We start from the raw sequence: 26,930 nt of genomic DNA, 5'->3' as shown, positions 1-26,930 counted from the left end.
TCAGAAAGCAGCGTTGAGGCTGGCGAAATCCGCGCCGCGTTCGGCGAGGCCGACCAGGAGCGGCGACGGCCGCCAGAACAGGGGATCTTCAGCAGCGAAACGGCGCAGGTCGGCAAGGATGCGGGCCAAGCCCTGTTCGTCCGCATGCTTCATGGGACCACCGCGATACCGCGGAAACCCGTAGCCGTGGACGAGCACAACGTCAATGTCGAGTGGACGCTGCGCTACGCCATCTTTCAGCACGTTGGCGCCTTCGTTGATCATGGCAGCGAGATAGCGGCGCACGATCTCTTCGTCGTTGAAGATGCGTGGCGTGATGCCCGCGCGCGCGCGTTCCTCCGCGATGATGGCTTCGACCTCGGGGTCGGGTTCGCCCTGGCGCGAGCCTTCGGGATAACGGTAATAACCGCGCCCGGTTTTCTGGCCGAACCAGCCGCGTTCGCACAGTCGATCGCCGATCTGCACGTAGCGCGCACGCGGATCGCGCGTGGCGGCTTTGCGCTTGCGGTTGGCCCAGCCGATATCGCCGCCCGCCAAATCGATCACCTGGTAGGGACCCATGGCGAAACCGAAGTCGCGCAGGGCGCGGTCGATCTGATACGGCGATGCGCCGTCTTCCATCATGAAATCGGCGGCGGCGCGATATACGGCGAGCATGCGATTGCCGATGAAGCCGTCACACACCCTGGCTTTCACCGGGATCTTGCGAAGCTTCTTGGCGAGCGCCAGTCCCGTGGCTACCGTTTCCGGCGATGCGTTGGCGGGAACAACGACCTCGAGCAACTTCATGACGTTTGCGGGCGAAAAGAAATGCAGCCCAAGCACGGATGCCGGGTGCGACGTGCCGGCGGCGATGGCGTCGATATCCAGGTAGGAAGTGTTGGTTGCAAGCACTGCACCGGGCTTGCACACGCGACTGAGTGCTTCAAAGACGGACTGCTTTACCGCACCGTCTTCGAAGACGGCTTCGATTACCAGATCCGCATCTGACAAGGATTCGTACGATGTGCTGCCGGTAAGGCGTGCCATGCGCGCGGATTTGTCCGTCGTCGCAAGGCGTCCCCGGGAAACCAGGCCTTCATAGACTTTCTCGATGCGGGCGTGGCCCTGGGCCAGCGCGATGTCGTCTCGCTCTATCATGGTGACGGCGAGGCCACCATCCAGCAGTGCAACAGTGATGCCCGCGCCCATGGTGCCACCGCCGACAACACCGACGGCTTCGAGCGGAAGCGGTTTGGCATCGCCTAATCCAGGGAACCGCGCCGCTTCGCGTTCGGCAAAGAAGGCGTGTACCAAGCCGCGTCGCTGCCAGCTATTCAGGCATTGCAGGAACAGCGATCGTTCGAGCTGCAATCCGCGTTCAAACGGCTCGTCAAGCGCTGCTTCGACCGCATCAATAGCGCACCTTGGCGATATGAGATCCTTTGGTTCGCGCTCCATCTGTTGGCGGGCTGCGGCAATGGCTTGACGATGCGCAGGGCCGTCGACATGGAGTGCCCTGGCATCGCATGTGCGTCGCACAGGGGCGTGTGCGCCGATCAACTCGTTGGCGAAGGCTAGCCCAGCGACCAATGCATCGTTGGTCGCTGTGACGCGATCGACGAGGCCTAACCGGAGGGCTTGCTGCGCATCGATGGGGCGACCCGCGAGGATCAGGTCAAGCGCTGCTTTCGTACCGATGAGGCGCGGAGTGCGCTGTGTGCCGCCGGCGCCGGGTAGCAAACCCAGCGTGACTTCGGGCAGGCCAAGGCTGGCATTGTCCAGCGCGAGGCGATAGTGCGCCGAAAGCGCGATCTCCAGGCCGCCGCCGAGCGCAGCGCCGTGGATGGCGGCGATGACCGGCTTGTTGCAATCCTCGATACGCTGGCATACCTCCGGTAGCAGCGGAAGCAGTGGCGGCTTGCCGAACTCGCGGATGTCCGCGCCAGCAATGAAAGCCCGGCCAGTGCCAACGATCAGCACGGCTTTGACGGCGCTCAGCGATTCGGCCGCCTGAATGCCGGCCAGCAGTCCCCAGCGAACATCGGCGTTGAGTGCATTGACCGGAGGGTGGTCAATGGCGAGCACAAGGACGTCGCCTAGCACTCCGCGCCGAACACGTTGGATGGGGGTGGTGTCGTTCATGCCGGTTTCCGTTCGTGACTGGGGTGACCCGGCGCGCCGGTGGCTGCTTCGTGCGTCAGCCTGTACCAATGCGTGCCGCCGCAGCGCCGTTCGCGGCACACCTCGCCGCGCGCGATGAGATAGTTAAGGCAGGCCAAAGCTTCGCCGGTGGCCAATGTGTATTCGCTGCTGCGCGAAGCGATATGGCGGGCGAACAGCGCACGGAAGACGTCGATGACGCGTCGTGGCTTTGCCAGTGCCTCGCGAAGTCGCTGCAACGCGCGTTCTTGTCCGCGGAGAAGCTGGTCAATGCGCACGTGCAGGCCGTGGAAGCAATCGTTGTGCGAAGGCAGTACAAGTACGTCCGCGGGCACGCTGCGTCGCAGGTGCTGCAGGGCGTCGATGCGCTGGGCCAGCGGATTGGCGTCGGGTTCCTGCGGCATCACCGACACGTTGGATGAAATGCGTGGCAAGACCTGGTCGCCGGCGATGAGCAACCGGAGCGAAGGACAGTACAGGCAGGCATGCTCGACAGAGTGACCGCCGCCCGTGATGACCGTCCAGTCGTGATCGCCGATGCGCAGCACTTGGCCGTCCTGCAGGCGGTAGTACTGCGAGGGGAGATTGAACATGTAGTCGGCGTAGTAGCCGTGGCGTTCGCGGTAGTGAGCGAGTGCGTCGGCTTCCCACCCGGCACGGCGGTAGAACATCGATACCGCGGGGGAGGGTGGTGCCTGGCATTCCCACAGGGCCATTCGGGCGGCCAGGTACTCGTCGTTGGTCATCCAAAGTTCGCAGCCATACCGGCTCGCGAGCCAGCCGGCCATCCCCGCATGGTCGGCATGCCGATGGGTGAGCAGTACACGGCGGGGCTTTCGCAATGCAGGCGGGTCGAGCATGTGCTCCCACAGCGCTGCACTCTCGAAAGAGCGCACGCCCGTGTCGACGATCGCGAGCCCATCGTGCTCGTCAATCAGCCAGACATTGATATGGTCGAGTGCGCCGGGCAGTGGCATGCGCAGCCATTGCACGCCGGGAGCCACCGTCAGGCATTCGCCTGGGCGTGGTGGCTCGTCAAACGGGTAGCGCAGCTCGCCGACGGGTTGCGGCTTGCGGAGACGGGACCGTTCCATCAGCGATTGGCTCAGTGTGCGCCGTCGTGCAAGCCCTACTGAAGATTGCCCGCCACCACCAGCGTTTGCGCCGTGATGTAGTTGGATTCGGGCGTACACAGCAGATAGACGCCGTTGGCCGCTTCCTCTGGCGTGCCGCCACGGCCAAGCGGATTACGCGCAGCGTGGCTCTTGAGCATGTCCGGGTTCAGGCCAACGCGGATTTCGCGGCCTTCGATGGTCACGGTGGCGCCAGCCTTGGCGTCAGCGGATGTCATGCGCGTGTGGATCAGGCCGAACGCCACGCAGTTTACGTTGACGTTGAAGCGGCCCCACTCGCGTGCCATGGCGCGCGTCATGCCGATGACGCCGGCCTTGGCCGACGAGTAGTTGATCTGGCCGGCATTGCCGTTGAGCGCGGAGACGGAGGAGATATTCACGATTTTGCGGTATACCTCGCGGCCCGCTTCGACATCGGCGGCGTGCAGTGCCTTGACGTGTGGATAGGCGGCGCGAAGGATGCGGAAGGGGGCCGTCAGATGGCAATCGAGGATGGCGTACCATTGCTCGTCGGTCATCTTCTGCACCACGTCGTCCCATGTGTAGCCGGCGTTGTTGACGAGGATGTCGATGCTGCCGAAATGGCTCATCGCCGCGCCGATGAAACGATCGGCGAAATCCGGAGCGCTGACGTTGCCCGGCACGGCTACTGCGTCGGTGCCCATGCGCTTGAGTTCGGCCACCGTCTCGTTGGCCGGTTCGGCATCGAGGTCGTTAATGACCAGGCGCGCGCCCTCGCTGGCGAGCTTCATTGCAATGGCATGGCCGATGCCGCGGCCGGAGCCGGTGACGAGAGCGACCTTTCCGTCGAGCTTACCCATGGTGTACTGCTCCAAACGCTGAGTGATAGATCAGAACGCGACCACGGCGTCGCCGAGAATGCGCGGTTCGCCGTACTGGTTGGCGGTCTGTATTTCCAGGCGTACGCGCTTTTCGCCGTCGGTTTCGAATTTTTCGACCACCTTGCCGGTGCAGGTCACCTGGTGGCCTAGTTGAGTGATGCCGACGAAACGGACACCGAACTGGCGAAGCTGACGCTGGTCTACCCATTGAGTGAGCAGGCGGCCGAGATAGGCCATGGACAGCATGCCGTGGGCGAACACGTCGGGCATACCGGCGCGGCGCACGTAGTCGATGTCGATGTGCACGCGGTTGTGGTCGCCGGAAGCGCCGGCAAACAACGCTAGCGTGGTGCGATCCATGGGCGGAAGGTGGAGCGGTGGCAGGCTGTCGCCGACCTGGAGTGCGTCGTAGGTGATCTGGCTCATCGGTTGCTCCTGGCCTTAGCGCTGCACGATCACGCTGCGCAAGTCGGCCACGTGGTCGCCGCGCTGGTTGGTCACGCGTGTCTCGCGCACGATGAACCAGAGTGCGCCCCCTTTCTTGTCGTAGATGTCGGCGATGCAGCTGTCGAACTGAAGTACATCGCCGGCATACGCCATGCGGTGATAGCTGAAGCTCTGCTCGCCGTGCAGAATGCGCGCCATATTGAGCCCTACATCGTCGCGCCATCGCGTATCGGGTTGTTCGAACTCCAGCGAGAATAGAAACGTTGGCGGTAATGGCAGCGACGGATGGCCCGCATCGCGCGCAGCTGCTTCGTCGAGGTAGATCGGGTTGGTTTCGCCGATGGCTTTCGCGAAAAAGCGCAGGCGCCACGCATCGGTGCTGGCCTTGAAAGAGGGGAGGCGTCTGCCGATGTGCTTGGTATCGATCATGTGCGTGGCTCCGCCTGACGCCATGGCGTCAAGCCACCTTCTGGTAGATGGTGACTACGCATGCGCCGCCGAGGCCGACGTTGTGCGCCAGCGCGTTGCGAGCCCCCTGCACCTGGCGCTTGTCGACATCGCCGCGCAACTGATGCGTGAGTTCGAAGCATTGCGCCAGACCTGTGGCGCCGAGCGGGTGGCCCTTGGACAGCAGGCCGCCGGACGGATTGACCACCCACTTGCCGCCATAGGTGTTGTCGCCGTCGTTGACCAGCTTTTCGCCGGCACCCTCGGCGCACAGACCGAGACCTTCATAGGTGATCAATTCGTTTTGCGCGAAGCAGTCGTGCAACTCGATGACCTGGATGTCTTCCGGGCCGATGCCGGCTTGTTCGTAAGCACTCTTGGCCGCGGCGCGCGTCATGTCGAAGCCGACCACGCGGATCATGTCGTGCCCTTCATAGGTGCTGGGCGTATCGGTGGTGATGGACTGGCCGCCGATCAGCACGTCGGTACGCAGGCCATGCTTCCTGGCGAAGTCTTCGGAGACGACGATGGCAGCTGCGGCACCACAGGTCGGTGGGCAGGCCATCAGGCGGGTGAGCACGCCTTCCCACAGCATCGGTGCGGCCATCACGTCTTCGGTGGTGACCACATTGCGGAATACGGCGAGTGGGTTGTGTTCCGCGTGGCGACTGGCTTTGGCGCGAATGGCGGCGAAGGTTTCCAGCTTGGTGCCATATTTCTTCATGTGCGACATGCCGGCGCCGGCGAACTGGCGGATGGCATTGGACATTCCCTCGGTCTTGCCGATCAGCTCGTCGGTGGCGTCGAGCGCGCGTTCCAGCGCGCTGGCGCGATCGGTCCATACCGAACGCAGCGCGCCCGGGCCCATGAATTCGAAGCCGACCGCGAGCGCGCAATCGACCGCTCCGCTGGCCACCGCCTGGCGGGCGAGAAACAGCGCCGAGGAACCGGTGGCGCAGTTGTTGTTGACGTTGATGACCGGAATGCCGGTCATGCCGACGCGATACAGCGCCTTCTGCCCGCAGGTAGAGTCGCCGTAGACGTAGCCGGCATAGGCCTGCTGCACGTCGTCGTAAGCCACCCCTGCATCGGCCAGTGCCTGACGCACGGCAGTTTCGCCCATCACGTCGTACGTATCACTGGTGCCGGGCTTCTTGAACGGGATCATGCCCACGCCAGCGACGTAAACCTTGCGACTCATATCGTTATTCCCCGGGTGCGTTGGAATTACAGTTTGCGCGAGATGAGGTCGCGCATGACTTCGCTGGTGCCGCCGTAGATGCGCATGACGCGTGCATCGGCAAAGGCGCGGGCCACTGGGTACTCCAGCATGTAGCCGTAACCGCCGTGCAACTGGACCATTTCGTCCAACGCCTTGCCCAGCGTTTCGGTAGCGCAGAGCTTGGCGATGGCCGCTTCCTCCAGCGTGAGCCGGCGGCGCATGTGTTCGCCAAGGTAGTAGTCGATCAGCAGGCGCACCGATACGGCTTGCGCCTTGATGTCAGCGAGCTTGAACTTAGTGTTCTGGAAGTCCCACACGGTCTGGTTGAAGGCCTTGCGGTCCTTGACGTAGTTGAGCGTGTGTTCGAGGCAGGCTTCGAGTTTGGCGGCGGCCCCGACGGCAATGGATAAGCGCTCCTGCGGAAGCTCCGCCATGAGGTAAGCGAAGCCTTTGCCTTCTTCACCAAGCAGGTTGGCAACAGGTACGCGGACGTTGTCGAAAAACATTTCAGCCGTGTCTTGCGCGTGCTGTCCCACTTTCTCCAGCTTGCGCCCACGCCGGAAGCCGTCGCGATCGGCTTCGACCACGAGCAGGCTCACGCCTTTGGCACCCGCGGCGGGATCGGTCTTGGCGACGACAATGATGAGGTCGCAGTTGAGGCCGTTACTGATGAAGGTCTTGCTGCCATTGATGACGTACTCGTCGCCTTCGCGGATGGCGGTGGTGCGAATGGCCTTGAGGTCGCTGCCGGTGCCGGGCTCGGTCATGGCGATGGCGAGGATGTATTCGCCCGCGCAGACCTTGGGCAACCAGCGCTGTTTCTGCTCCTCGTTGCCGATGCGCGCGATGTATGGCGCGATGATGTCCGAGTGCACTGCAAAGCCAAGCCCGCTGACGCCGGCGCGCTGCAGTTCCTCGTTCATCACCGCGGCGTGGCCGAAATCGCCGCCGCCGCCGCCGTATTCGGTGGGCAGTGTCAGGCAGAGCAGGCCTTCGCGGCCGGCCTTCAGCCAGGTTTCGCGGTCGACCTTGCCGGCCTCGTCCCATTCGGCCTGATGCGGAACGCATTCGCGCTCGAAGAAGCGGCGCACGGAATCGCGCAGCATTTCATGATCGTCACGGAAGACGGTTCGGGTGACTTGCATGGTGGTTTCCGGATATGCGGTGGGCGTAACAACGTTCAGGACATGCAGGCGATGTGCGCTGCCGGTTCTGCTTCGTAGAGTTGTTCGATGAGCGGAGCGCGCCGGGCGCGGGTCACGGCCTGGTTCACGTAACCCTTGTCGGCAATTTCATTGGCGTCTGCCGAAGGCGGTTCGGCCATCAGCATCACGCGCTTGATGGTGAGACTTGCGCCTGCGGAGGCTTGTCGTTGCAGCCGCTCGCGCAGCGCCGATACCAGCAGGGGATGGCGGACCAGTTCCTCGACGTCGAGCTCCGCGAGCGAGGGATCCAGTTGCCGGCAGCCAGCCACGTTTGGCCAGGCCAGTGCCGTGACGTAGGCGTTGTCGTGGCCGCAAATCACGGCGTCGCTGAGCAATGGCGCGCATTGATCGAGCAGAGTCAGGCGCATGGCACCGGTCTGCACCCACGTGCCGTTGATCAGTTTGAAATCCTCGACGACGCGTCCAGCAAAGAGCATGCCTTGTGAGGGATCTTCCTCGTCGGCCAGCCGTACCGCATCACCCAGCCGGAAGTAGCCTTCGTCGTCGAAAGCTGCGGCGGTAAGTTCGGGCTGGCCGACGTAGCCGCCGAACAGGTTGGCACCACGCATGCGGATCTCGTATCGACCCGTTTCGCTTTCGAGCGGGAGCAGCTTCACTTCCGAACCGGGAACCGGCACGCCGACATTGCCGTTGCCATCGGTAGGCCAGCCGCAGTACGTGCCCATGCCGGTGGTCTCGGAGCAAGCGAGGCCCGTGCAAAACATGATGCGCTCGCCAACTGCTTCTTCGGCGACGCGCTGGATGCGGCGCCATACATTGGTCGGCAGGCTGGCGCCGCCGTAGCCAAGGAAGTGCACGCGAGAGAACAGGCTCTGCGCCAGCACCGAGTCGCGTTCCAGTTCGGTGGCCAGCATGGCCCATGCGGAGGGCACGCTGGTGAAGATGCTGGGCGATACGTCGCGCAGATTGCGCACGGTTTTTTCGATCAGGCCAGGTAGTGGCCGGCCGTCGTCGATGTAGTGGGTGGCGCCAAATTGCACCGAGCGACCCAGATTCAGTACGCCGCCCAAGCCGTGATACCAGGGCAGCCAATCAAGGAAAACCGGGTGTTCACGACCAAGCCAGCCCAGGTTGTCGGCGTAGTAAGCGGCTACCGCAGCGAAGTTCCCGTAGGTGAGGTTCACGCCCTTGGGAGCGCCGGTGGAACCGGAAGTAAACAGGATGCGCGCCGTTTGCTCGGGGCGGATAGCGCGGTGGGCCGCTTCAACCGTGCTCAACTGCGCCGCAGTGAGTGTCTGGGCGACGAGGTCTTCCCAGTTCAGTTGACCGCGGGAGTGGCCGTGTACGGCGAGCAGGGTGGCAGGATCCATATCCAGCACGTCCAGTGCGCGTCCAAAGGCCGTTGTGTCTTGTACGAATACGGCGGCGGGCGGTACCCGCTCGCCGATGTCCCGCAGGCGCGCGTGGTCCTTGCTTAGCAAGGAATACGCGGGCGATACCGGTGCGGTAGGAATGCCGACGTATTCGCATGCCAGCAGAAGCACCGCTTGCTCGATCGAATTGCCCGACAACAACATGACCGGGCGAGATGAGCCCAGGCCGCGTTCAAGCAACGTGGCGGCAACCGTGACGACCTGGCGCCATAGCGTCGACCAGTCAATGGATCGCCATGCGCCGTTCGCGTCGCGTTCGCAGAAGGCTGCGTCTTGGCCGCGTTGAGCTGCCCACGAGGGAATGAAAGCAGCGAAACTCTTTTCTGCAAGCATCGGCGGCTGGGTGGCCGAGCGCAGCAGGATGCTGCCATCGGCGCGACGCTCCACCAGCGTCTTCCGTTGCGGAAATGGCACGGCGCGGAAAGGTACCGCCGTGCACTCGTTGACCTTGAGCGTCGCCATTGCGCCTGTTTCTCCGGTGGATGCCGCGCAGGACACCCCGTCCCGTTACCCGATCGGTTTGGCTAGTACCGTTGCCCAAACCTCTTCCATCGCAGGGTAGTCGGCGCCATGACCGGCAGGACCACCCGAGATGGGTGGCGCACCCGGTGCTCTGGTGGCTCAGTACAGCGTATCGCTTGCAGACAGATCAGCATCCAGATTGAGGTCACGCACGCGCGCAACCGCTTCGTCCCGGCTGGAAACACCCAGCTTCCCGTAGATGTTCTTCAGATGCCACTTCACCGTTTCTGGCGAGATGCCCAAGGTGCGCGCGATCTTCTTGTTGGGGAGTGCTTTTGCCAGCAGGCACACCACTTTGGATTCGCGTTCACTGAGCATCTCGGCAGCCGGCAGGTGACGTCCACCGTTGGATGTCGCGATGGTCCCATCCGGCGGCTTGGGAAAGGGCTGCTGGGCGGCCTGCAGACGGCTGAGATAGAAAGAGAGCACCGGGTCGTGAGGTTGCCGCTGGATGACCTCGGTCATCAACGACAGTGCATCCGGGCTCGTGTCCAGCAGACTGCGCACCAGGCCAAGGCGGCTGCCCCGGCGCAGGATATCCATCACCGCCTCATCCACCGACCTGTCTGCACCGTTGCGATGTTCGACGAGTGCCGCATAAAACTGGAACTGGGCCGACTGGCGCTGCCAGCCACGTCGTTCGCTCAGGGCAAGCAGTGGCCGCAGTGCCTCCAGGGTTGCCGGGTCATCGGCGTGGAACAGGTGCCAATGTAGATGAGCACATTGCGTCGCCAGCTGGATGTCATCATAAAAAATGGACGTTGGCGACGCGCCGGATGCAAGTTCATCCAGTCGTGTCAGGCCGCGCTGCGCCTCGTCGACGGCCCCCATTTGCAGGTGCCGCTGGACCTGTTGCGCTACGCTGTGGACCATGAGCCGTCGCCATTGATGGCGGGACGCGTAGTCTTCCAGGCGCCTGAGGTAAGCAAAGGCTTCCTGATGATGTCCCGCAATCCAGTGGATGGACGAAAGCACGGTGAACAGCCGAAGAATGGAATCGGGGATGGAGATACGCTCGAGCACGTCCACGCGCTCTTCGAGCAGCTTGCGTGCAGCGGCCAGTTCATTCGACTCGTAAAGCAACTCCCCTAGCAAAGCCGAAGCCAGGCAAGCGGACTCGGATGTCGCCGCACCTCGCTGATTGGCTTCGAACAGCGCATCGCGGCAGACACGCTCCGCCTGGACGATGCGCCCCTCCAGCGCGAAACTGAGCGATGTGAAACAACGGGCATTGAGCAGGCCGGCCGAGGTACCGAACAGTTCATTGCCATCGACCAGAAGCTTGGGTGACTCCGCATGCACTTGGCGTGCTGCGTCGTAATCGCCCTTGTGCATGAAAAGCCACGACATCAGGTTGTTGTGGGCTCCAATCAGGAGGCCATCGGCATGAGCCGGGGGCGAATGAAGGGCAGGCATGAGCGCGGCGACCGTATCGGGGTCGTCATGCTGTACGGCCAGGGCGGCCCTCAACAGGGTCAGCTGGTAGCGCGTGTGATCATCGTCCGCGGGTAGATCGTTTTCCAGCGTGGCTATGGCGGCAGCGCAAGCATCGAGGTCGCGCGCATAGAGGTGGAGCATCACCATCCACAGGCGCAGATCGATGCGCGCCAGGATCTCGCCTTGCGGCAACAATCGCATCAACCCGGCCAGCTTGCGAAACTGCCCCTGCAACCGCATCCCGCGCGCCGCCTGTTGCACTAGTTCTATCGCCGCCGCCGATTCACCAGCGAGCAGCGCGTGGCGAACGGCGTCATCGGTGTGCCCGTGCTCGCTGAACCAAAGCCAGGCAGCACGGTGAACGCTGCGCTGGTAAGTCTCGTCGCGCATGCGGAAGCGATCGAGCAGCGTTTCGCGAAAAAGTGGATTGAGCCGGTACCAGGATTGGCCGCCTGCCTCCGGCGCGGGTTTGACGAACAAATTATCTGCTTCCAGTTTGGCGAGCAGATCGATGGCTTCCGATGTGGGCGGCTGGTCGCCGACCAGTGCGAGGCAGAGCGGCGCACACAATCGCGCGCAGGCCGACATGCGCACCAGCAACTCCACTTCGGCATCGGCCAGGTGGGAAAGCACCTCGTGATCGAAATACTCGGCGAACGCGCCTGCATCGAGCAGATAGGTGGGTGCGGCGTCCGAACCCAGTTTTTCCTGCCTGCGTCGCTTCAGGCGCATCGCAAAGAGCTGCAGCCCCGCAACCCAGCCGTCGGTGAGTTCGTGCAGGCGCCGGGCTTCACGTGGATGGACGTCGCCGAGCTGGGAGCGCAGAAATTCCAGTGATTCGGCGGCCGTGAAGCGCAGGTCGCGCATGTCCAGTTCAAGCACAAGGCCGAGATCGCGGATCCTACCCAACGACAGCGGGATCGTGCTACGCGAGACGAGCACGATATGGAGATTTTGCGGCGCGTATTCCAGCAACCACTGAAACACTTCGTGGCCCTCGGGCCGCACCAGGTGTTGCACATCGTCCAGCACCAGCACGATGTCTGCCGAATGCGCGGCGATGCCTCGTACCAGGGAAACAACCACGCCCTCGGCCGCTTCATCGTCCATGCCTCGTTCGAACAGCAACGCGGCCTCGCGGCTGATGTCTGGATCAACCTGTGCCAGGCAGGCGATTAGGTGATCCAGCCCGCGCGATAGTTCGTTGTCGTCAGGTGTGAACGTTTGCCACGCCATGCTGTAGCCGAGGGGAAGCAGAGACTCTCGCCATGCCAGCAACAGTGTTGTCTTGCCGCTACCAATGGGACCCTGCAGCACGATGCAGCGCTTGCGGCGCGCCTCTCGCAACTGCGCAAGCAGGCGATCTCGTCCAACGATCCGGGGCGTGCCCCGGGGAGGCTGGGCCGTCGTCTCGGCGCGAGTAATCGGCGGGCTGGCCTCGGATGCCACGCTTTCCGCGTTGAGGGGGATAGTGTCCTTGGATGACAGGGAAAGCCTCGGTTTGAGCGATACGTCCTTGGAGGGATGGACGATGTAACGTGGCGAGTTCATTGCGACGTAAAGACTCGATATTCGTGAACGCGATGGCACATCTATGTGCGTTGCGCATGGGTCGATGTCATCGTCCTTGTTGTTACCCCTTCCATCCTCTCGGTAGGAACGGGCAGCTTCTCTATGAATCATCTATCTGGCGTGTGACGCAACTTGCAGTGCAGCAATCCATCGCACGGTGAGCCGCCATCATCCCCGTCTTCCGATAGGCGTGTACGCATACGTATGGATCGAGCGGAGCGCTGTATATGCGCCTTCTGCGGGTTATCCACGCGTCGGTGAGTGAACGCGGGCGCCCCATCTTCCCCCGCGCTCGCCTCGCGACGCATATGCCTCGCAACGCAGCAAGGGAAGTCTGATGCGTGGTCGGGCTATCCCTCTCCCCCCTATTGCGGGTGGGGCACACGGGGCCGGTGATCAGGGAGATTCGGACCCGTGGAGTGGCGGGACGCTACGGGTGCGCGGAAGTTGGCGCCTTTTCGGCTGCGACGTCGAACTCCTCCTGCAGTGGCGCCTCGTCGGGGGACGGGGCATGAGCTGTGGTGCGGGCGCTTCGAATCGACGTTCGTTTACACGAAAAGACTTGGGGAGAGACATGTTCCGCAACAAGTACAAGCAGGCGAGATGGAAAGGGTTGCGCTACACCGCACTGGCGGCAGCGCTGGCAGGCAGTTTGCTCGCATCGGAGGGGGCGCTTGCGGCCAAGATCGGATCGTCGTCGGACTGGGATATCAACTGGGACAACACGGTCACCTACAACCTTGGCGTACGCGCCACTGGCATCGACAGCAAGATTGGGAACAATCCCAACTACGACGATGGCGACTACAAGTTCGGCAGCTCGGGCGACGTGGTGACCAACCGACTGTCGCTGTTGTCGGAGTTCACCGTGTCATACCAGAGCCTAGTCGGGTTCAAGGTGTCCGGCTCGACCTGGAAAGACTTCGCGTACAACAGCGACGACAAGACCAACCCTGGCGTGTTTGCACCGGGTGGCGGCGGCTTGCCGCCGGTCACCTACAAAGAGCTGCGTGCTTACCCTGGCGGTTCCTACAGTTCCTACACCAAGCGTTTCTACGAACAGGGCGGCCAGTTGCTGGATGCGTTCGTGTTCTACAACCCGCAGGTCGGCAATATGCCGATGTACTTCAAGGTGGGTCAGTTCACGGAGTACTGGGGCAACTCATTGTTCTTTCCGTATCAGGGCATTTCCGTGTCGCAAGGTGCGGTGGACCTGATTCGGGCCCTAGCGACGCCGGGCACGCAGACCAAGGAACTATTGTTGCCTCGTCAGCAGGTGAGTGTGACCGCGCAGATCACGCCAGAGGTGTCTCTGTCTGGCCAGTACGCCTATGCGTGGTCGCCCAATCGCGAACCGACCGGTGGCACGTACCTGGGTCCTTATGACTTTTATGCCGAAGGGCCGAGCAACCTCTTTGCAGCGGTACTGCCCGGGCAACTGCTAGGTTTGAAGGGCGGATACGTACCGGTCAATGTTCCGCAGGGTCCGTCGACAACGCCGCCCGATACGCATGCCAATTTTGGTGTGAAAGTAGGCTGGACACCCACGTTCATGGCGGGTGCCATGGGCTTCTACTTCCGCCAGTTCGACGAGACCCAGCCGTGGTTGCTGGCGGACTTCAACCGACGCGGCCTGCCTACCGATTACCACCTGTCCTACAACGAGCACGCCAAGCTGTACGGCTACAGCCTGGATATGACATTCGGCAGCGTCAGTACGGGTTTCGAGGCGTCCTACCGCAGGAATACCGCGCTTAGCAGCAGCCAGAACACCAAGGTGCTATCCGAGCCCGAGGGCGCCAAGGGCAATGTCTTCAACCTGATTGCCAACGCCATCGTGCCCCTGTCGCGTTCGGCTCTGTGGGACACCGGTACGTTGACGGCGGAAATGTCGTACACGCAGCTGCTCTCCGTGACGCAGAACTCGCCGTTGTTCAACGGCGTGGACTATGCCGGCTGTCCCACGCATGACAAGTGGAATGGCTGCTCCACCAAGCAATACGTTGGTTTGGCGGTGGCTTTCCAGCCGCAGTGGTTGCAGGTTTTCCCAGGCGTGGATCTTTCCACGCCCATCTCCGACACGTTCGGTGTCTATGGCAACAACCCGATCAACGGCACCACCTCGGCGCAGCAGGGCACCAATAATCTCTCGGTAGGTGTACAGGCCAATTTCCGACAGCGCGCCACGCTCACGCTCGCCTACAACGCCTATTTCGGGCGCCCCAACGTTGAGTCAACTTCGCCCAGCGGATTGAAGTACTACTCCTCGGGCAATGGCCTTTACAGCCTGGATGATCGTCGCTGGTTGTCGTTGACCTTCCAGACCTCTTTCTGATTTGCAGTGCAGGAGATAACGATGAAGCTTAAGGTGCATCTGGCATGGGCCTGCACGGTAGCGTTGTGTTGTGCCAGTGCGATGGCGGCCAACCCTTCCGGCAAACCAGGTGGGGACATCACCGTATTTGGCGCCGAGCATGCGGGCAATGCCGATGGTGGTATTCCCGCCTATGACGGCGGTCTGGTCACGCCGCCCGCGGGCTATGTGGCCGGAAGCGGTATATGGCCCGACCCGTTCAAGGGCGAGAAGCCATTGTTCAGCGTGAACGCCGCCAATGCCTCGCAGTACGGTGACAAGCTTACCGGTGGCATGAAGGCCCTGCTGGAGCGTTTTCCGACCGAACGCATGGACGTCTATCCGTCCCATCGCACCATGCATTACCCGCAGTGGGTGCTGGACAACACGGTCAAGAATGCCAGTGCAGCCAAGCTAACCGGCAAGGTGGAGGGCGATGGTGTCGAAGGGGCCTTTGGCGGCGTGGCGTTTCCCGAGCCCAAAGATGGTTATCAGGTGATGTGGAACTACCTACTGGCCTTCGAGCGCACGCAGTATGCGGTCAAGAACGCCGGCGCCTATCTGGTCGACAGCTCGGGCGCCAAGACTGAGTTGCCGGTACTCGACTGGGTGGAGTACCGCCCGTACTACGACCAGAGCATTGGACGCGACAAATTCAAGGGCTCTTTCGATCGCCTGTGGGTGCAGACGACGACACCACCAGTCACCGCGGGTACGGCCGTGCTGATGAATTACCCGATCAACTACGGAGACGACGACCAGACCACGTGGGCGTACTTCCCCGGTCAGCGTCGTACGCGTATGGCGCCCGACTACAAATACGACACGCCCGCTTCAAACTATGGCGGCGTGCTGTTCTGGGACGAAACCAACTTGTTCCGCGGACGCATGGATCGCTTTGACTTCAAGTTGATCGGCAAGAAGGAGGTCATCGTTCCCTATAACGACTACTCGTTCTCGCAGTTGCCGGTGGCGCAGGTCTATGGCCCCAAGCATATCCAGCCCGATGCCATCCGCTGGGAGTTGCATCGCGTGTGGATGGTCGAGGCGACGCTGAAAGCCGGCGCGCGGCATGCGTATTCCAAGCGCGTGTTCTATATCGACGAGGACAGCTGGGCATTGCTGGAAACGGATGGCTACGGCCAGGACGGCAAGCTCTGGCGCGTGGGTCTGGACTTCCCGTTCGCCTTCTACGATGGCGGTGGCGGCATGTTCACCGGTTCGTACGGCTTCTACGACTTGCAGAAGGGCAACTACTTCGTTCTGTACTCCACCGCCGCCAAGGGCTCGCCGCGAGTGACGGTATCCGACAAGCTCGAGAAGCCGGCTCTGTTCACTCCTGCCGGCATGGCAGGCACGGGCCTGCACTAAACAGCGGGAGAGAAACGGCAGGCTCGTTGTACGCGGGCCTGCCGTTGTCCCGCCTTTGCAGTCCAGATCATGGCGAGCGTTTCAGGTTTTGAGGGTTGATGATGTATCCACCACGAAGAGCGGGAGCGCTAACCCGCCACCTCCGACTTTTGCTGATACTCGCCGCGGCCACGGGCGTCTTGTCGGCGTGGTCGACCACAGCCGCGTGCCGCGTTGCGGGCGATCCGTTCGTTGACCCTCTCGATACGCCTTCGGCAAGCATGCCGTCGCCGCAGACCCAGCCACTGCTATCCATTACACGGGCAGGCCAGCGACTGGTTGGCGTGGGCATGCGCGGCCTCATTCTGCTGTCCGATGACGACGGCAAGCACTGGCAGCAAAGACCCTCGCCGGTGGCCACCGATCTCATTGCCGCCGCTTTTCCCACGCCGTTGCAAGGGTGGGTGGTTGGACACAACAATGTGGTGCTGCATACGGCAGACGGCGGTCTTTCATGGACCAAGCAGCTTGATGGGCGCCGTGCCGCCATCGTGCTGGAAGCCGACTATCTGGAGCGCATCCGCGCCGGCGACACCTCGCTGCAGCCGTTCCTCGACCAGCTTGTGCTCAATGACAAGGCAGGGCCTTCGCTGCCGTTGCTGAGCGTGTGGTTCAAGGATGCGCTGCACGGCACGGCAGTGGGCGCGTTTGGCATGGTCATCCGCACCGATGATGGGGGCAAGACCTGGCATCCATGGCTTGACCATGTCGACAACCCCCAGTTTCTGCATCTGAATGCCATCGTCGAGATCGACGGCGAGATATACATCGCCGCCGAACAGGGGGCGCTGTTCCAGTTCGATGCAACCAGTAGTCGGTTTCGTCTGGTCCAGACTGATTACGCCGGTAGTTTCTTTGGCATCACGGGCAGCAAGGATGTGCTGATTGCCTATGGATTGCGTGGCACGCTTTATCGCAGCACTGATCGTGGCGCCAGTTGGCATCGTTGGGAGAGCCCGTTGCATGCCACGGTTACTGGTGGCGTTTACGATGCGTCACATGCTTCGTTTGCCTTCGTGACCGCCGCCGGCGAGATCGCCGTGAACTCCGCTGCCACGACGCCACTTCATCTGTTGCATGCGCCACGGCCGGCGCCATTCACTGGCATTCAGACGGATACGCATGGTGCGCTGATCGCCTCAAGCCTTGCGGGCCCCATTTTTATCGGCTCGCCTTGACGACGCCCAGGAATTCCAGATGACTGCCAACACGTCCGTGGAGCGCGTCGATGCCATGCCCATCGTGCGTAATCGCCTTGATTTCGATGCGCGATCGGGCTCAACGCTAGAGCGGCTGATCTTCAATCACCGTCGATGGGTCATCGCATGGTGTGTGCTCTTGACTCTGGTATTCGGAGCTGCCGCAACGCGTACGACCATGAGTGCCAGCTATGAGCGGATGATGCCGCAGTCCAGCCCATTCATCCGAAATTATCTCGACAATGCGGGGTCGTTGCGCGGCCTGGGCAATTCGGTTCGTGTTGTGGTCGAGAACCGGAGGGGCGACATCTACGATGCGGCGTATCTGAAAGCATTGCGCGAGATCAACGATCAGCTTTACACCATGCCGGGTGTCGATCGGCCCTTCGTAAAGTCGCTGTGGATGCCGGTGGTTCGCTGGACAGAGGTTACTGAGGCCGGCTTCCAGGGTGGCCCGGTGATGCCGGATGACTTTGATGGCTCGCCTGCGAGCATCGAACAACTGCACATCAACGTCGCCCGTGCAGGTATTGCCGGATCGTTGGTAGGCAACGACCAGCGCTCGAGTATGATTTTTCTGCCGTTGCTGGATCGCTATGCCGATACGGGCAAGCCGCTCGATGCGAGGGCGGTGCACGATGCGATCGAGCGGATTCGCCAAGCGCATGAGAATAGCGGCATCACGTTGCATGTGATCGGTTTTGCCCAGCTGGTTGGTGATCTGATCCATGCGTTGTTGCAGATCGCCCTGTATTTCGCCCTGGCCGCCGTTATCGTTGCGATCATCATCTATGCCTATACCCGCTGCTTACGCAGTACGGCCATGGTGATCGGCTGCTCGCTGGTAGCTGTGTCGTGGCAGCTTGGCATTGTTCATCTACTGGGTGTGGATCTGGATCCGTACTCGATCCTTGTGCCGTTCCTGATCTTCGCCATCGGCGTATCCCATGGCGCCCAGAAAATGAATGGCATCATGCAGGATATCGGTCGGGGCACCGACCGTTACGTGGCAGCACGCTACACCTTTCGCCGCCTTTTCCTGGCGGGCTTGACCGCGCTGATTGCCGATGCCGTGGGTTTTTCGGTGTTGATGCTGATCGATATACCGGTGATCCGCGGTCTTGCCATTGCCGCCAGCATCGGTGTCGCCGTACTGATCTTCACCAATCTCGTGTTGTTGCCGGTGCTGCTGTCCTATACCGGTGTCAGCGCCAGAGGGGCTGCGCATAGCCTTCGCGCTGGCGAGCGCCGATCGTTGGTCGAGCGCCTGCTGTTGCCGTTGACCCGCAGGGGGCCTGCGACTGCTGTTGTATTAGTCGCAGCGGTATTGGCTATCGGAGGATTGGTGATTGGCCGGCAGCTGAAGATCGGTGACCTCGATGCGGGGGCGCCAGAGTTGCGGCCACAATCGCTCTACAACCGCGACAACGCGTACATCACCCATCACTACAACCTGTCGACGGACCTGTTCGCCGTTATCGTCAAGACGCCGGAAGGTGGTATCGCCAACTTCGAGACCTTGCTGGAAATGGATCGTCTCGAGCAAACCTTGCGTGCCCTTCCGGGAGTACAGACCACCACGTCGATCGGCGGGCTGGCGCGGCGTAATACCGCCGCCAGTTTCGAGGGAGATCCGCGCTGGATGACACTCAGTCGCGATCCATATATTACTACCGAGGCTTTAAACGACGCTTACGTGGCTAATCCGGAGCTGGTCAATGGCGCCCGCTCCGTTGCGCCAGTCATCGCCTTTCTCGTCGATCACAAGGCGGACACTCTGGAGCGTCTGGTCAAGACGGTGGAGGTTTTTGCAGCAACACATGACGGTGGGGGTCGGGTGTTTCTGCTCGCCGCGGGCGGGGCAGGGATCGAGGCTGCTACCAATAGGGCGGTGGAGAAGGCCAATCGCCTGATGCTCCTATTGGTCTACGGTGCGGTGATCGTCCTGTGCTTCGTCACGTTCCGCAGCTGGCGCGCGGTGATTGTGGCCGTGGTGCCACTGATGATCACCTCCATTCTGTGCGAGGCGCTGATGGTGACATTGGGCATTGGGGTCAAGGTGGCTACCTTGCCAGTAACCGCGCTTGGCGTCGGCATTGGCGTGGACTATGCGCTCTACCTGCTCAGCGTCCAGCTCAATCTGCAACGACAGGGCGCCTCGCTGGCCGAAGCCTATGCCAGCGCCGTGCATTTCACCGGCAAGGTCATTGCGCTTATCGGCCTGACGCTCGCGGCGGCAGTGCTGACGTGGGCGTGGTCCCCGATCAAGTTCCAGGCGGACATGGGCATCCTGCTTACCTTCATGTTTGTATGGAACATGCTCGGCTCGCTCTTGTTGGTTCCAGCCTTGTCGAGCTTCATCCTGCTCGACGCTATATTCCGTGGAAATAATCCCCGGCAGCTCGGTGAGGCTGAGCCCTCCATGTCCGTTCAGAGTACGGCATCGACTTGAGCGCTGTCGGGCTCAAATCATGGTGCGCCGTAGTGGCATTGAAATTAGTCGGCACCCATCGGCACTCTCTTACGCTGCCACACCTGCAGCTTTGTCGCCTTGTGCTATCGCGGAAGGGCAGGAGGAGCGATGAAGAAGTCGAGATACACCGAGGAGCAGATCGCCTATGCACTGCGATTGGCGGAGTCCGAAGAGGTGGTTGCTGCCGTCTGCCGGCAAATGGGTGTCGCGGCTGAAACGCCGCCTGCCGAACCGGTACTTATAAGTGACCGGCACCTCATCGATAAGTGCGGCCGCCACCACACATGGGGCATCGACTCTTGACCAGATCCTGTCGGATTTGGCCGGATTTGTTTAGAAATTGCCCAAAAAAAACCCTGAAAGTACGCTGTGAAGCGGATTTCAGGGTCTTGACTACTTCGAATTTTGGTCGGGGTGACATGATTCGAACATGCGACTTCTACGTCCCGAACGTAGCGCTCTACCAGGCTGAGCTACACCCCGTGGGAGCCGCGTATCTTAATGACCCCCAGGAGCCTTGGCAACACTTTGTGAAAAAAATTCTTCACAAAGGTCAAAGGGGCTGTCGCAACCCCTTTGAGGAGGGTGTGGAAGCGGCCTTCTGCTAACCTATACGGCTCTGTCGGACCGTACGCCAACAGGCGGCTGGCCGGCCTCCCACACCGCTTAGCTGAGGACTTCATGGCGCTTACCCAGGCCCGTACCATGCCCGGCGTGCTCGAGCTGCTGCCGCTCGACCAGATTGCGTTCCAGCGCATGCTCGACGTGATCCGCCGCAACTATGAGCGCTTTGGCTTTCTGCCGGTGGAAACACCGGTGATGGAATTCTCGGATGTGCTGCTCACCAAGACGGGCGGCGAGACCGAGCGCCAGGTGTATTTCGTGCAGTCCACCGGCGCGCTACAACATGAAAGCTTCATGCGTGCTCACGACGCTATGAGCGGCTCGGAGTTTCCGCGTCCAGTTGCGGTGCCCGAGCTGGCGTTGCGCTTCGATCTCACCGTGCCGCTGGCCCGCTATGTAGCTGAGCACGAGCACGACCTTTCCTTCCCGTTCCGTCGCTATCAGATGCAGCGCGTGTATCGCGGCGAACGCGCTCAGCGCGGACGCTTCCGCGAGTTCTACCAGTGCGACATCGACGTGATCGGCAAGGACAGCCTGTCGGTGCGCTATGACGCTGAGCTGCCGGCGGTGATCTACAGCGTGTTCCGTGAGCTGAACATCGGCCCGTTCACCATCCACCTCAACAACCGCAAGCTGATGCTCGGGTTCTTCGGAAGCCTAGGTGTGACCGATGGCGAGCAGCAGACGCTGGTGCTGCGCGAGGTGGACAAGCTCGACAAGCGCGGCGCCGACTACGTGCGCGACACGCTTACCGGTGAGCAGTTCGGTTTGAGCGCGGATACCGCGCAGAAGATCCTCGATTTCGTGCAAGTGCGCTCGGTCTCGCTGCAGGACGCCTACGACAAGCTTGACGCGCTGGGCCCTGGCCCGGAAGCGATGGAGCAGGGGCGCACTGAACTCAAGGAAGTGCTTGGCCTGATCCACGCGTTTGGCGTGCCGGAATCGCACTACGCGCTGAACCTGTCCATCGCACGCGGCCTGGATTACTACACGGGCACGGTTTACGAGACCACGCTCAACGATCACCCGCAGATCGGCTCGATCTGCTCGGGCGGTCGCTACGAGAACCTCGCTGGCCAGTACACCAAGTCGCACCTGCCGGGCGTGGGTATTTCCATTGGCCTGACGCGCCTGTACTGGCAGCTGCGCGATGCGGGCCTCATCGGCACTGCGCGCAGCACCGTGGATGTGCTGGTGACGCAGATGGATCCGGCGCAGTTGCCGGCCTACCTGGCCTTAGCCAGCGAATTGCGCAGCGCCGGCATTGCCACCGAGGTGGTGCTGGACGGCGGCAAGCTGGGCAAGCAGTTCAAGTACGCTGATCGCGCCGGCATCCGCTTTGTGATCGTGCTGGGCGAGGACGAACTCGCCAAGGGCGTGGTCACCGTGAAGGATCTGCGCCGTGAGGACCAGTTCGAGGTGTCGCGCGCGGAACTCATCAAGACGTTGCGCGTCGAACTGGCGCAGGCGGAAATCAGTCAATGAGGCATTGGGCAACCGTGGTGATGGCAGCCATGTCATTGACCGGTTGCCAGATCGAGGAGACATCCGCCCGGAAGATCCGGCCGGGTGTCTACGAGATAAGCCACCTTGCTTGCGGTTTTCGCGCGGCGACCCCTGATGCTTCGCCAGACCCGCTGATCGACAGCATGCGACCGGCCATTGAAGAGCGCGCCGCACGCTACTGCCCGGCGGGCCACAGTCTTTCGGATGTGCAGCTGAGCAACTCGGGCATGCGCGGATCGGCCGTGACGGGCGAGTGCCCTACGGTGATGCTGAGTGCCACGGTGCGCTGTGAAACTGCGCCTGCACATGATTAAACACTTTTCCATTCGTTGCGGCCGCCTTTGAACGGCGAGTCGCTGACATTCCCTTGATGGCCCGTCCGGGCTGGAGCCAAGCATGACCGCAAAGACCATACTCCTGGACGGCAATAGCCTCACGCGCGAACAGCTGGTGGCCGTTGCCCGGCAGGGGCTGCGCGTGGAGCTGGACGAAGCGCAGCTCAAGCGCGTGCAGCGCGCCGCCGATTTCCTTGCGGACAAGGTGAGCTGTGGCGAACCTACCTACGGCGTGACCACGGGCTTCGGCAGCAACGCCGACAAGTTGCTGGGCGCGCATCGTCTGCGTGATGAGTTGCCTGGCGGCCACCCCGACAAGCCGGAAGGTACGCTGCTGGAAGAGTTGCAGCACAACCTGATCACCACGCACGCCGTGTGCGTGGGCAAGCCGTTCGCGCCGGACGTGGTGCGCGCGATGCTGGTGATCCGCATCAATACGTTGATGCGTGGCCATTCCGGCATTCGTGTGGAAACGCTCAAGGCGCTGACTGCCATGCTCAATGCGGGCGTGGTGCCGGTGGTGCCTGAGAAGGGTTCGGTGGGCGCCAGTGGTGACCTTGCGCCGCTGTCGCATCTGGCCATCGTGCTGCTCGGCGGTGGCGAAGCGTTCTATCAGGGCGAGCGCCTGTCGGGCGCCGAAGCGCTCAAGCGCGCGGGTCTCACGTCGATCCGCCTGTCCTTCAAGGAAGGCTTGGCGCTGAACAACGGCACGGCGCAGATGCTGGCGACCGCTACGCTCGCGCTGGACGAACTGGAACATCTGCTGGAGCTGGCGGATCTCGCGGCGGCGATGACGCTCGATGCTTTCGCTGGCCGCAGTGGCGCGCTGCGACCGGAGGTGCATGCGCTGCGCCCGCATCCGGGACAGGTCGATGTGGCTGCCAACGTCCGTGGCCTGCTCGCCGGCAGCACCCTGGTCGACATCCCTTATCACCTCGTGCCGCGCTTCAAGCAGTGGTCGGCCGAGGCATGGGCGGATCCGGCGGATCAGGCGCTGACCTTCGACATCGGTTGGGACTGGGTGCCGGCGAACCAGCGCCACGGTCGCGAAGCGTTCTATGCACGCTTCCTGCCGTTCAAGGGCGGCAAGAAGCACCAGCCGCAGGACGCCTACTGTCTGCGCTGCATGCCGCAGGTGCACGGTGCAGTGCGTGATGCATGGGCGCAGGCTTGTCGTGTGATCGATATCGAACTGAATTCGGTCACCGATAATCCGCTGATCTTCCCGGATGCCGAGGACGCGGAGTTCATCGAAGAGCAAGTGATCTCTGCGGGTCACTTCCACGGCATGCCGTTGGCATTGGCGATGAGCTACGTAAAGGCAGCCATCCCGGTGCTGGCCTCCATTTCGGAGCGTCGCCTCAACAAGCTGGTCGACCCGGCCACCAATGATGGCCTGCCGGCGTTCCTCACCGGCAATGAAGACGGCACCGATTCGGGTTTCATGATCGTGCAGTACACGGCAGCAGCACTGGTGAACGACCTGGCTACGCGTGCGCATCCGGCCAGCGTGTATTCCGTGCCGACCAGCGCGAATGCGGAAGACCATGTGTCGATGGGCGCCAACGAGGCGCGACACGTACTAGAGATGATGGAAGACCTCAGCTACGTCGTTGCGCTGGAGCTCTACACCGCCGCGCAGGCGCTGGATTTCCGTCAGGCCATGCTCAATGCCGCTTGCCGCCTCGCCGCACGTGGCGACTGGCAGGCGCTGGCGGGCAAGGTGTCCAATGCACCGCGCGAAGATCATGCGCATTACGAGCAGTTCGTGGGCGAGGTGCAGCAACTGAAGGCCGCGCTGGCGAACGTCGGCGATTTCCACGCAGGCTCGGCTGTGCGTGAGGCGCACGACACGCTGCGCAAGCACATAGGCTTCATGTCGCGCGACCGCGCGATGGATGGCGATGTGCGGACGGTGTGCGAGCTGGTGCGACAGCGCGTATTCGAGCAGTAGTGATCAGAAAGGGGCGCTTCGGCGCCCCTTTTTCTTTCGATGTGTGTGCCTTGCGCTTTGGGTCAATTCGGCTGCGCACTTGCCGGGCACAATTGGCGCGCCGCCCACGCAAGCCACAGCAGGATCAGCACGATCAGTGCCTTCTGGGTAAGCCCCGGTGGCAGGCCCTTCCAGAGCGCCAGAACCCACATCTGCACAAACGCCAGCCAGGCAAGCACGACGCCGGTGTAGCGGTTGCGCTGCATGCGTGCGTCGCGCAGCCATCGCGTCGATAGCAGAAGCATGCCCATGACCAGACAGAGGAACGTGGTCTGTGCTGCTACGCCATGGAGCAGGCGGGCGAGATTCTCGCTTGGCGTGTTTTCATAGAGCACCGTGGCCCCGACGACGGGAAGGGTAATGGCGGCTACGACAAACAGCGCGCTAGCCAGCCCGCTGCGCAAGCTCTCGCGCGTAACGCGATGGCCGGCCCATGCGAGGCAGGCCAGTGCGCTGGCCATCAGGTCGTAGGCTCCGCGCAGCCAGACACCGCCAGGACCTCGAAGGTAGGCGCTCAATGGCATAGCCATAGCATCGAGATCTGCCCGGATCCATTGCAAGGCGCCTGCGGTGACAGCGAAAGCCACAGTGGCAATCGCTATCCAGCCGGAACACAGCGTGACGTGTAAATCGCGCCGCGGAGCGATCATCGAACGTCCTTACTCGGCGACAGGGGCAGGTGAGGCGTGATGATGATCGTGCAAGGGAATCTCCGGCAAGAGCAGGATGAGCACGAACGCGCACGCGACGATGCACGCACCTATCGTGAAGGTCGACGCGATGGCATGGCGGTACATCATGACCGCGGCATCGGCCGCGTGCTGCCACGCGGGATGGGCGACGCCGCCCTCTGGCATGGCGACAATGGACGGCGCTGTTGCGTTGCCGTGGCTGCGCATCTGCCACGCGAGAATGGCGCCGGAACCTGCCACACCGATGAGGCCGCCCAGTGAGCGGAAGAAGGTAAGCGTGGCCGTGCCAACGCCGCGGTGTACGGGTGTCAGTGCGCTCTGCACCGCGATCGTCACGTTGGGCATCACCAGGCCAAGACCCAGGCCAAGTACGAAGATGGATGGCTCGATAATGCCCAGGCCCTGCGCCGTCGCGGCACTCCACGCCAGCACGCCGAACGCCAACGTGGCGACGGCAAGCCCGATCACCACGGTGGGCTTGTAGCGGCCGGCGCGCATCAAAACTCGCCCGTTGAACAGCGCGGAGATCGCGATGCCCATCATCATCGGGCCGGTCAACAAGCCAGAGCGCGCCGGGCTGACGCCCATCACCAACTGGAAGAACAACGGGAAGAACAGGCTTGCGCCCATTAGCCCCATAAAGGTCAGCGCCATCACGATGCTGGCGATCACGAACACGCGGTTATGGAACAGGTCCAATGGCAGCACGGGCTCCGGCTCGTGCTTTACGTGCCGGATGAACAGCACACCCGTGACTAGTGCGAAGGCACTGAGCGTAGCAATGGGCGCAGACAGCCAAGGCCATTCGCCGCCGCCAAGCGTCAGCACCAACAACAGTGCGACGGTGCTGACGGTCATCAGCAGCGAGCCGAGGTAGTCGATGCGTCGTGTATGCAACGGGGTGTACTGGCGCAGCGAGCGGGCGAGGATCACCAGTGCCACCGCGCCGACGGGCAGGTTGACGTAGAAGATCCAGTGCCACGACAGCACGTCGGTGATCACGCCACCGATCACCGGCCCCACCACGCTGCACAGTGCAAAAATACCCGCCGCAATACCTTGTCGCTTGCCACGCTGCGTGGGCGGCACCATGTCGCCGATGATGATTTGCGACAGTGGCAACAAGCCACCTGCACCGGCGCCCTGGATGGCGCGGAAGATAATCAGCTCAAGCAGATTGCGCGCCGCGCCGCTCAGCACCGAGCCGAGCAGGAACATGAAGATGGCGAAGTACATCACCGGCTTGCGGCCGTACTGGTCGCTCAGCTTGCCGTAGAGCGGCATGGTGGCGGTGGAGGCGAGCACATAGGCCGTCACCACCCAGGACAGATGGCTCATGCCGCCGAGATCGCTCACGATGCGGGGCAGGGCCGTGGCGACGATGCTCTGGTCGATGGCGCCCAGCGCCAGCACGATCACAAGGCCGGCGAAAACCCGGTTGATCTCCTGTTCGTCGGGACGATGGACGGTCTGTGAGGGCGCGATGGTTGCGGTACCGGGAATGCTCATGCGTCGATCTCTTCCAGTTCAACGTCGTTCAAGGCGGGTATGGCCGCCCACAGTGCTGCACGCGAATCGGGCGACAACCGGGTCAGCGCTCTAGTTAGCTGGTCGGTACGCCGTTTGCGCTTGGCGTCGATCAGGGTGTGCCCGTGCGGCGTCACGACGAGGCCGATGCGGCGACGGTCACCCTCACTGGGTTCGGTGCGTTTCACCAGTCCCGCGGCCACCATGCTGTTGATGTGCCCGGTCATGGTCGGACTACGCAGGCCTTCCATCTGGGCCAACTCGCCGACGCCGATACCCGGGTTCTCCAGGATGGTCATCAGCAGGGGCGCGTGCAGTGACGAGATGGGTTCGTTGCTGGGCTGCCGTCGCAACTGGCGTACAAGGCGGCGCAACGCGGGCCGCAGTTGCTCGGCCAGTTCGCGTGCATCGGCTTCAGCCGAAGTGTTCGCGCTCACGTCGTTCTCCAGGAGAGT

The 26,930-nt window shown here is 62.3% G+C and carries 20 protein-coding genes and 1 tRNA gene; 8 read left to right on the top strand and 13 right to left on the bottom strand.

The window, feature by feature from the left end; all coding sequences use genetic code 11:
• The 9 genes from DYST_RS05295 to DYST_RS05255 form a co-directional block, all read right to left on the bottom strand.
• Positions 1 to 2,124: a 3-hydroxyacyl-CoA dehydrogenase NAD-binding domain-containing protein gene (locus DYST_RS05295; protein ID WP_239950560.1), complete on the bottom strand. Its 2,124-nt coding sequence runs from the start codon at positions 2,122 to 2,124 to the stop codon at positions 1 to 3.
• Entirely contained in the window at positions 2,121 to 3,236 is a 1,116-nt protein-coding gene (locus DYST_RS05290) for an MBL fold metallo-hydrolase (protein ID WP_239950558.1), read from the bottom strand. Before DYST_RS05290 ends, DYST_RS05295 begins: the two co-directional genes overlap by 4 nt.
• A 35-nt stretch (positions 3,237 to 3,271) precedes the next feature.
• Positions 3,272 to 4,096 carry an SDR family NAD(P)-dependent oxidoreductase gene (locus DYST_RS05285; RefSeq protein ID WP_239950556.1) on the bottom strand — a complete coding sequence of 275 codons (825 nt, stop codon included), beginning with the start codon at positions 4,094 to 4,096 and terminating at the stop codon, positions 3,272 to 3,274.
• Between the two features lie 30 nt (positions 4,097 to 4,126).
• Positions 4,127 to 4,543, bottom strand: coding sequence for a MaoC family dehydratase (locus tag DYST_RS05280; RefSeq protein WP_239950554.1), 417 nt, complete (start codon positions 4,541 to 4,543; stop codon positions 4,127 to 4,129).
• A gap of 15 nt (positions 4,544 to 4,558) precedes the next feature.
• Positions 4,559 to 4,993 (bottom strand): MaoC family dehydratase N-terminal domain-containing protein, encoded by a 435-nt coding sequence (locus tag DYST_RS05275; protein ID WP_239950552.1) that lies wholly within the window; start codon positions 4,991 to 4,993, stop codon positions 4,559 to 4,561.
• 28 nt (positions 4,994 to 5,021) lie between these two features.
• The gene (locus DYST_RS05270) at positions 5,022 to 6,212 is read right to left on the bottom strand and encodes a lipid-transfer protein (protein WP_239950551.1); all 1,191 of its coding nucleotides are present in this window, start codon (positions 6,210 to 6,212) and stop codon (positions 5,022 to 5,024) included.
• Between the two features lie 26 nt (positions 6,213 to 6,238).
• Complete coding sequence (locus DYST_RS05265) at positions 6,239 to 7,378, bottom strand: acyl-CoA dehydrogenase family protein (protein ID WP_239950550.1); 1,140 nt, start codon at positions 7,376 to 7,378, stop codon at positions 6,239 to 6,241.
• 35 nt (positions 7,379 to 7,413) lie between these two features.
• On the bottom strand, positions 7,414 to 9,294 hold the full coding sequence (locus tag DYST_RS05260; protein ID WP_239950549.1) for a feruloyl-CoA synthase: 1,881 nt from the start codon (positions 9,292 to 9,294) through the stop codon (positions 7,414 to 7,416).
• A gap of 159 nt (positions 9,295 to 9,453) precedes the next feature.
• Positions 9,454 to 12,342: a LuxR C-terminal-related transcriptional regulator gene (locus DYST_RS05255; RefSeq protein WP_239950548.1), complete on the bottom strand. Its 2,889-nt coding sequence runs from the start codon at positions 12,340 to 12,342 to the stop codon at positions 9,454 to 9,456.
• A gap of 595 nt (positions 12,343 to 12,937) precedes the next feature.
• Here DYST_RS05255 and DYST_RS05250 point away from each other — a divergent pair.
• From DYST_RS05250 to DYST_RS24290, 5 genes are all read left to right on the top strand, one after another.
• On the top strand, positions 12,938 to 14,698 hold the full coding sequence (locus DYST_RS05250; protein ID WP_239950547.1) for a DUF1302 domain-containing protein: 1,761 nt from the start codon (positions 12,938 to 12,940) through the stop codon (positions 14,696 to 14,698).
• A gap of 21 nt (positions 14,699 to 14,719) precedes the next feature.
• Positions 14,720 to 16,087 (top strand): DUF1329 domain-containing protein, encoded by a 1,368-nt coding sequence (locus DYST_RS05245; RefSeq protein ID WP_239950546.1) that lies wholly within the window; start codon positions 14,720 to 14,722, stop codon positions 16,085 to 16,087.
• A gap of 260 nt (positions 16,088 to 16,347) precedes the next feature.
• Complete coding sequence (locus DYST_RS05240) at positions 16,348 to 17,304, top strand: WD40/YVTN/BNR-like repeat-containing protein (RefSeq protein WP_239950545.1); 957 nt, start codon at positions 16,348 to 16,350, stop codon at positions 17,302 to 17,304.
• Positions 17,305 to 17,323: 19 nt separating this feature from the next.
• A complete protein-coding gene (locus DYST_RS05235) occupies positions 17,324 to 19,777 on the top strand; it encodes an efflux RND transporter permease subunit (protein WP_239950544.1) in 2,454 nt (817 codons plus the stop codon).
• A 129-nt stretch (positions 19,778 to 19,906) separates the two neighbouring features.
• A complete protein-coding gene (locus tag DYST_RS24290; protein WP_428993960.1) occupies positions 19,907 to 20,101 on the top strand; it encodes a transposase in 195 nt (64 codons plus the stop codon).
• A gap of 103 nt (positions 20,102 to 20,204) precedes the next feature.
• On the opposite strand, the gene DYST_RS05225 is transcribed toward DYST_RS24290, so the two are convergent.
• Positions 20,205 to 20,281, bottom strand: a tRNA-Pro gene (locus DYST_RS05225).
• A gap of 198 nt (positions 20,282 to 20,479) precedes the next feature.
• Between DYST_RS05225 and hisS the strand changes: the two genes are divergently transcribed.
• The 3 genes from hisS (at position 20,480) to DYST_RS05210 (ending at position 24,217) form a co-directional block, all read left to right on the top strand.
• Entirely contained in the window at positions 20,480 to 21,907 is a 1,428-nt protein-coding gene (hisS, locus tag DYST_RS05220; protein WP_239950542.1) for a histidine--tRNA ligase, read from the top strand.
• Positions 21,904 to 22,242 carry a hypothetical protein gene (locus DYST_RS05215; protein ID WP_239950540.1) on the top strand — a complete coding sequence of 113 codons (339 nt, stop codon included), beginning with the start codon at positions 21,904 to 21,906 and terminating at the stop codon, positions 22,240 to 22,242. The genes hisS and DYST_RS05215 overlap by 4 nt, the downstream gene beginning before the upstream one ends.
• Positions 22,243 to 22,324: 82 nt before the next feature.
• Positions 22,325 to 24,217: an HAL/PAL/TAL family ammonia-lyase gene (locus DYST_RS05210; RefSeq protein ID WP_239950539.1), complete on the top strand. Its 1,893-nt coding sequence runs from the start codon at positions 22,325 to 22,327 to the stop codon at positions 24,215 to 24,217.
• Between the two features lie 62 nt (positions 24,218 to 24,279).
• On the opposite strand, the gene DYST_RS05205 is transcribed toward DYST_RS05210, so the two are convergent.
• From DYST_RS05205 to DYST_RS05195, 3 genes are read right to left on the bottom strand one after another with little or no spacing between them, the layout of a single operon-like run.
• Positions 24,280 to 24,906: a DUF998 domain-containing protein gene (locus DYST_RS05205; RefSeq protein ID WP_239950537.1), complete on the bottom strand. Its 627-nt coding sequence runs from the start codon at positions 24,904 to 24,906 to the stop codon at positions 24,280 to 24,282.
• Between the two features lie 9 nt (positions 24,907 to 24,915).
• The gene (locus DYST_RS05200; RefSeq protein WP_239950535.1) at positions 24,916 to 26,457 is read right to left on the bottom strand and encodes an MDR family MFS transporter; all 1,542 of its coding nucleotides are present in this window, start codon (positions 26,455 to 26,457) and stop codon (positions 24,916 to 24,918) included.
• Complete coding sequence (locus tag DYST_RS05195) at positions 26,454 to 26,912, bottom strand: MarR family winged helix-turn-helix transcriptional regulator (RefSeq protein ID WP_102304435.1); 459 nt, start codon at positions 26,910 to 26,912, stop codon at positions 26,454 to 26,456. The genes DYST_RS05200 and DYST_RS05195 overlap by 4 nt, the downstream gene beginning before the upstream one ends.
• Positions 26,913 to 26,930: the final 18 nt, after the last annotated feature.

The sequence above is a fragment of the Dyella terrae genome, from assembly GCF_022394535.1.
GTDB lineage: Bacteria > Pseudomonadota > Gammaproteobacteria > Xanthomonadales > Rhodanobacteraceae > Dyella.
Note: the sequence above shows the minus strand (reverse complement) of the source record. Positions and strands in the feature narration are given on the sequence as shown.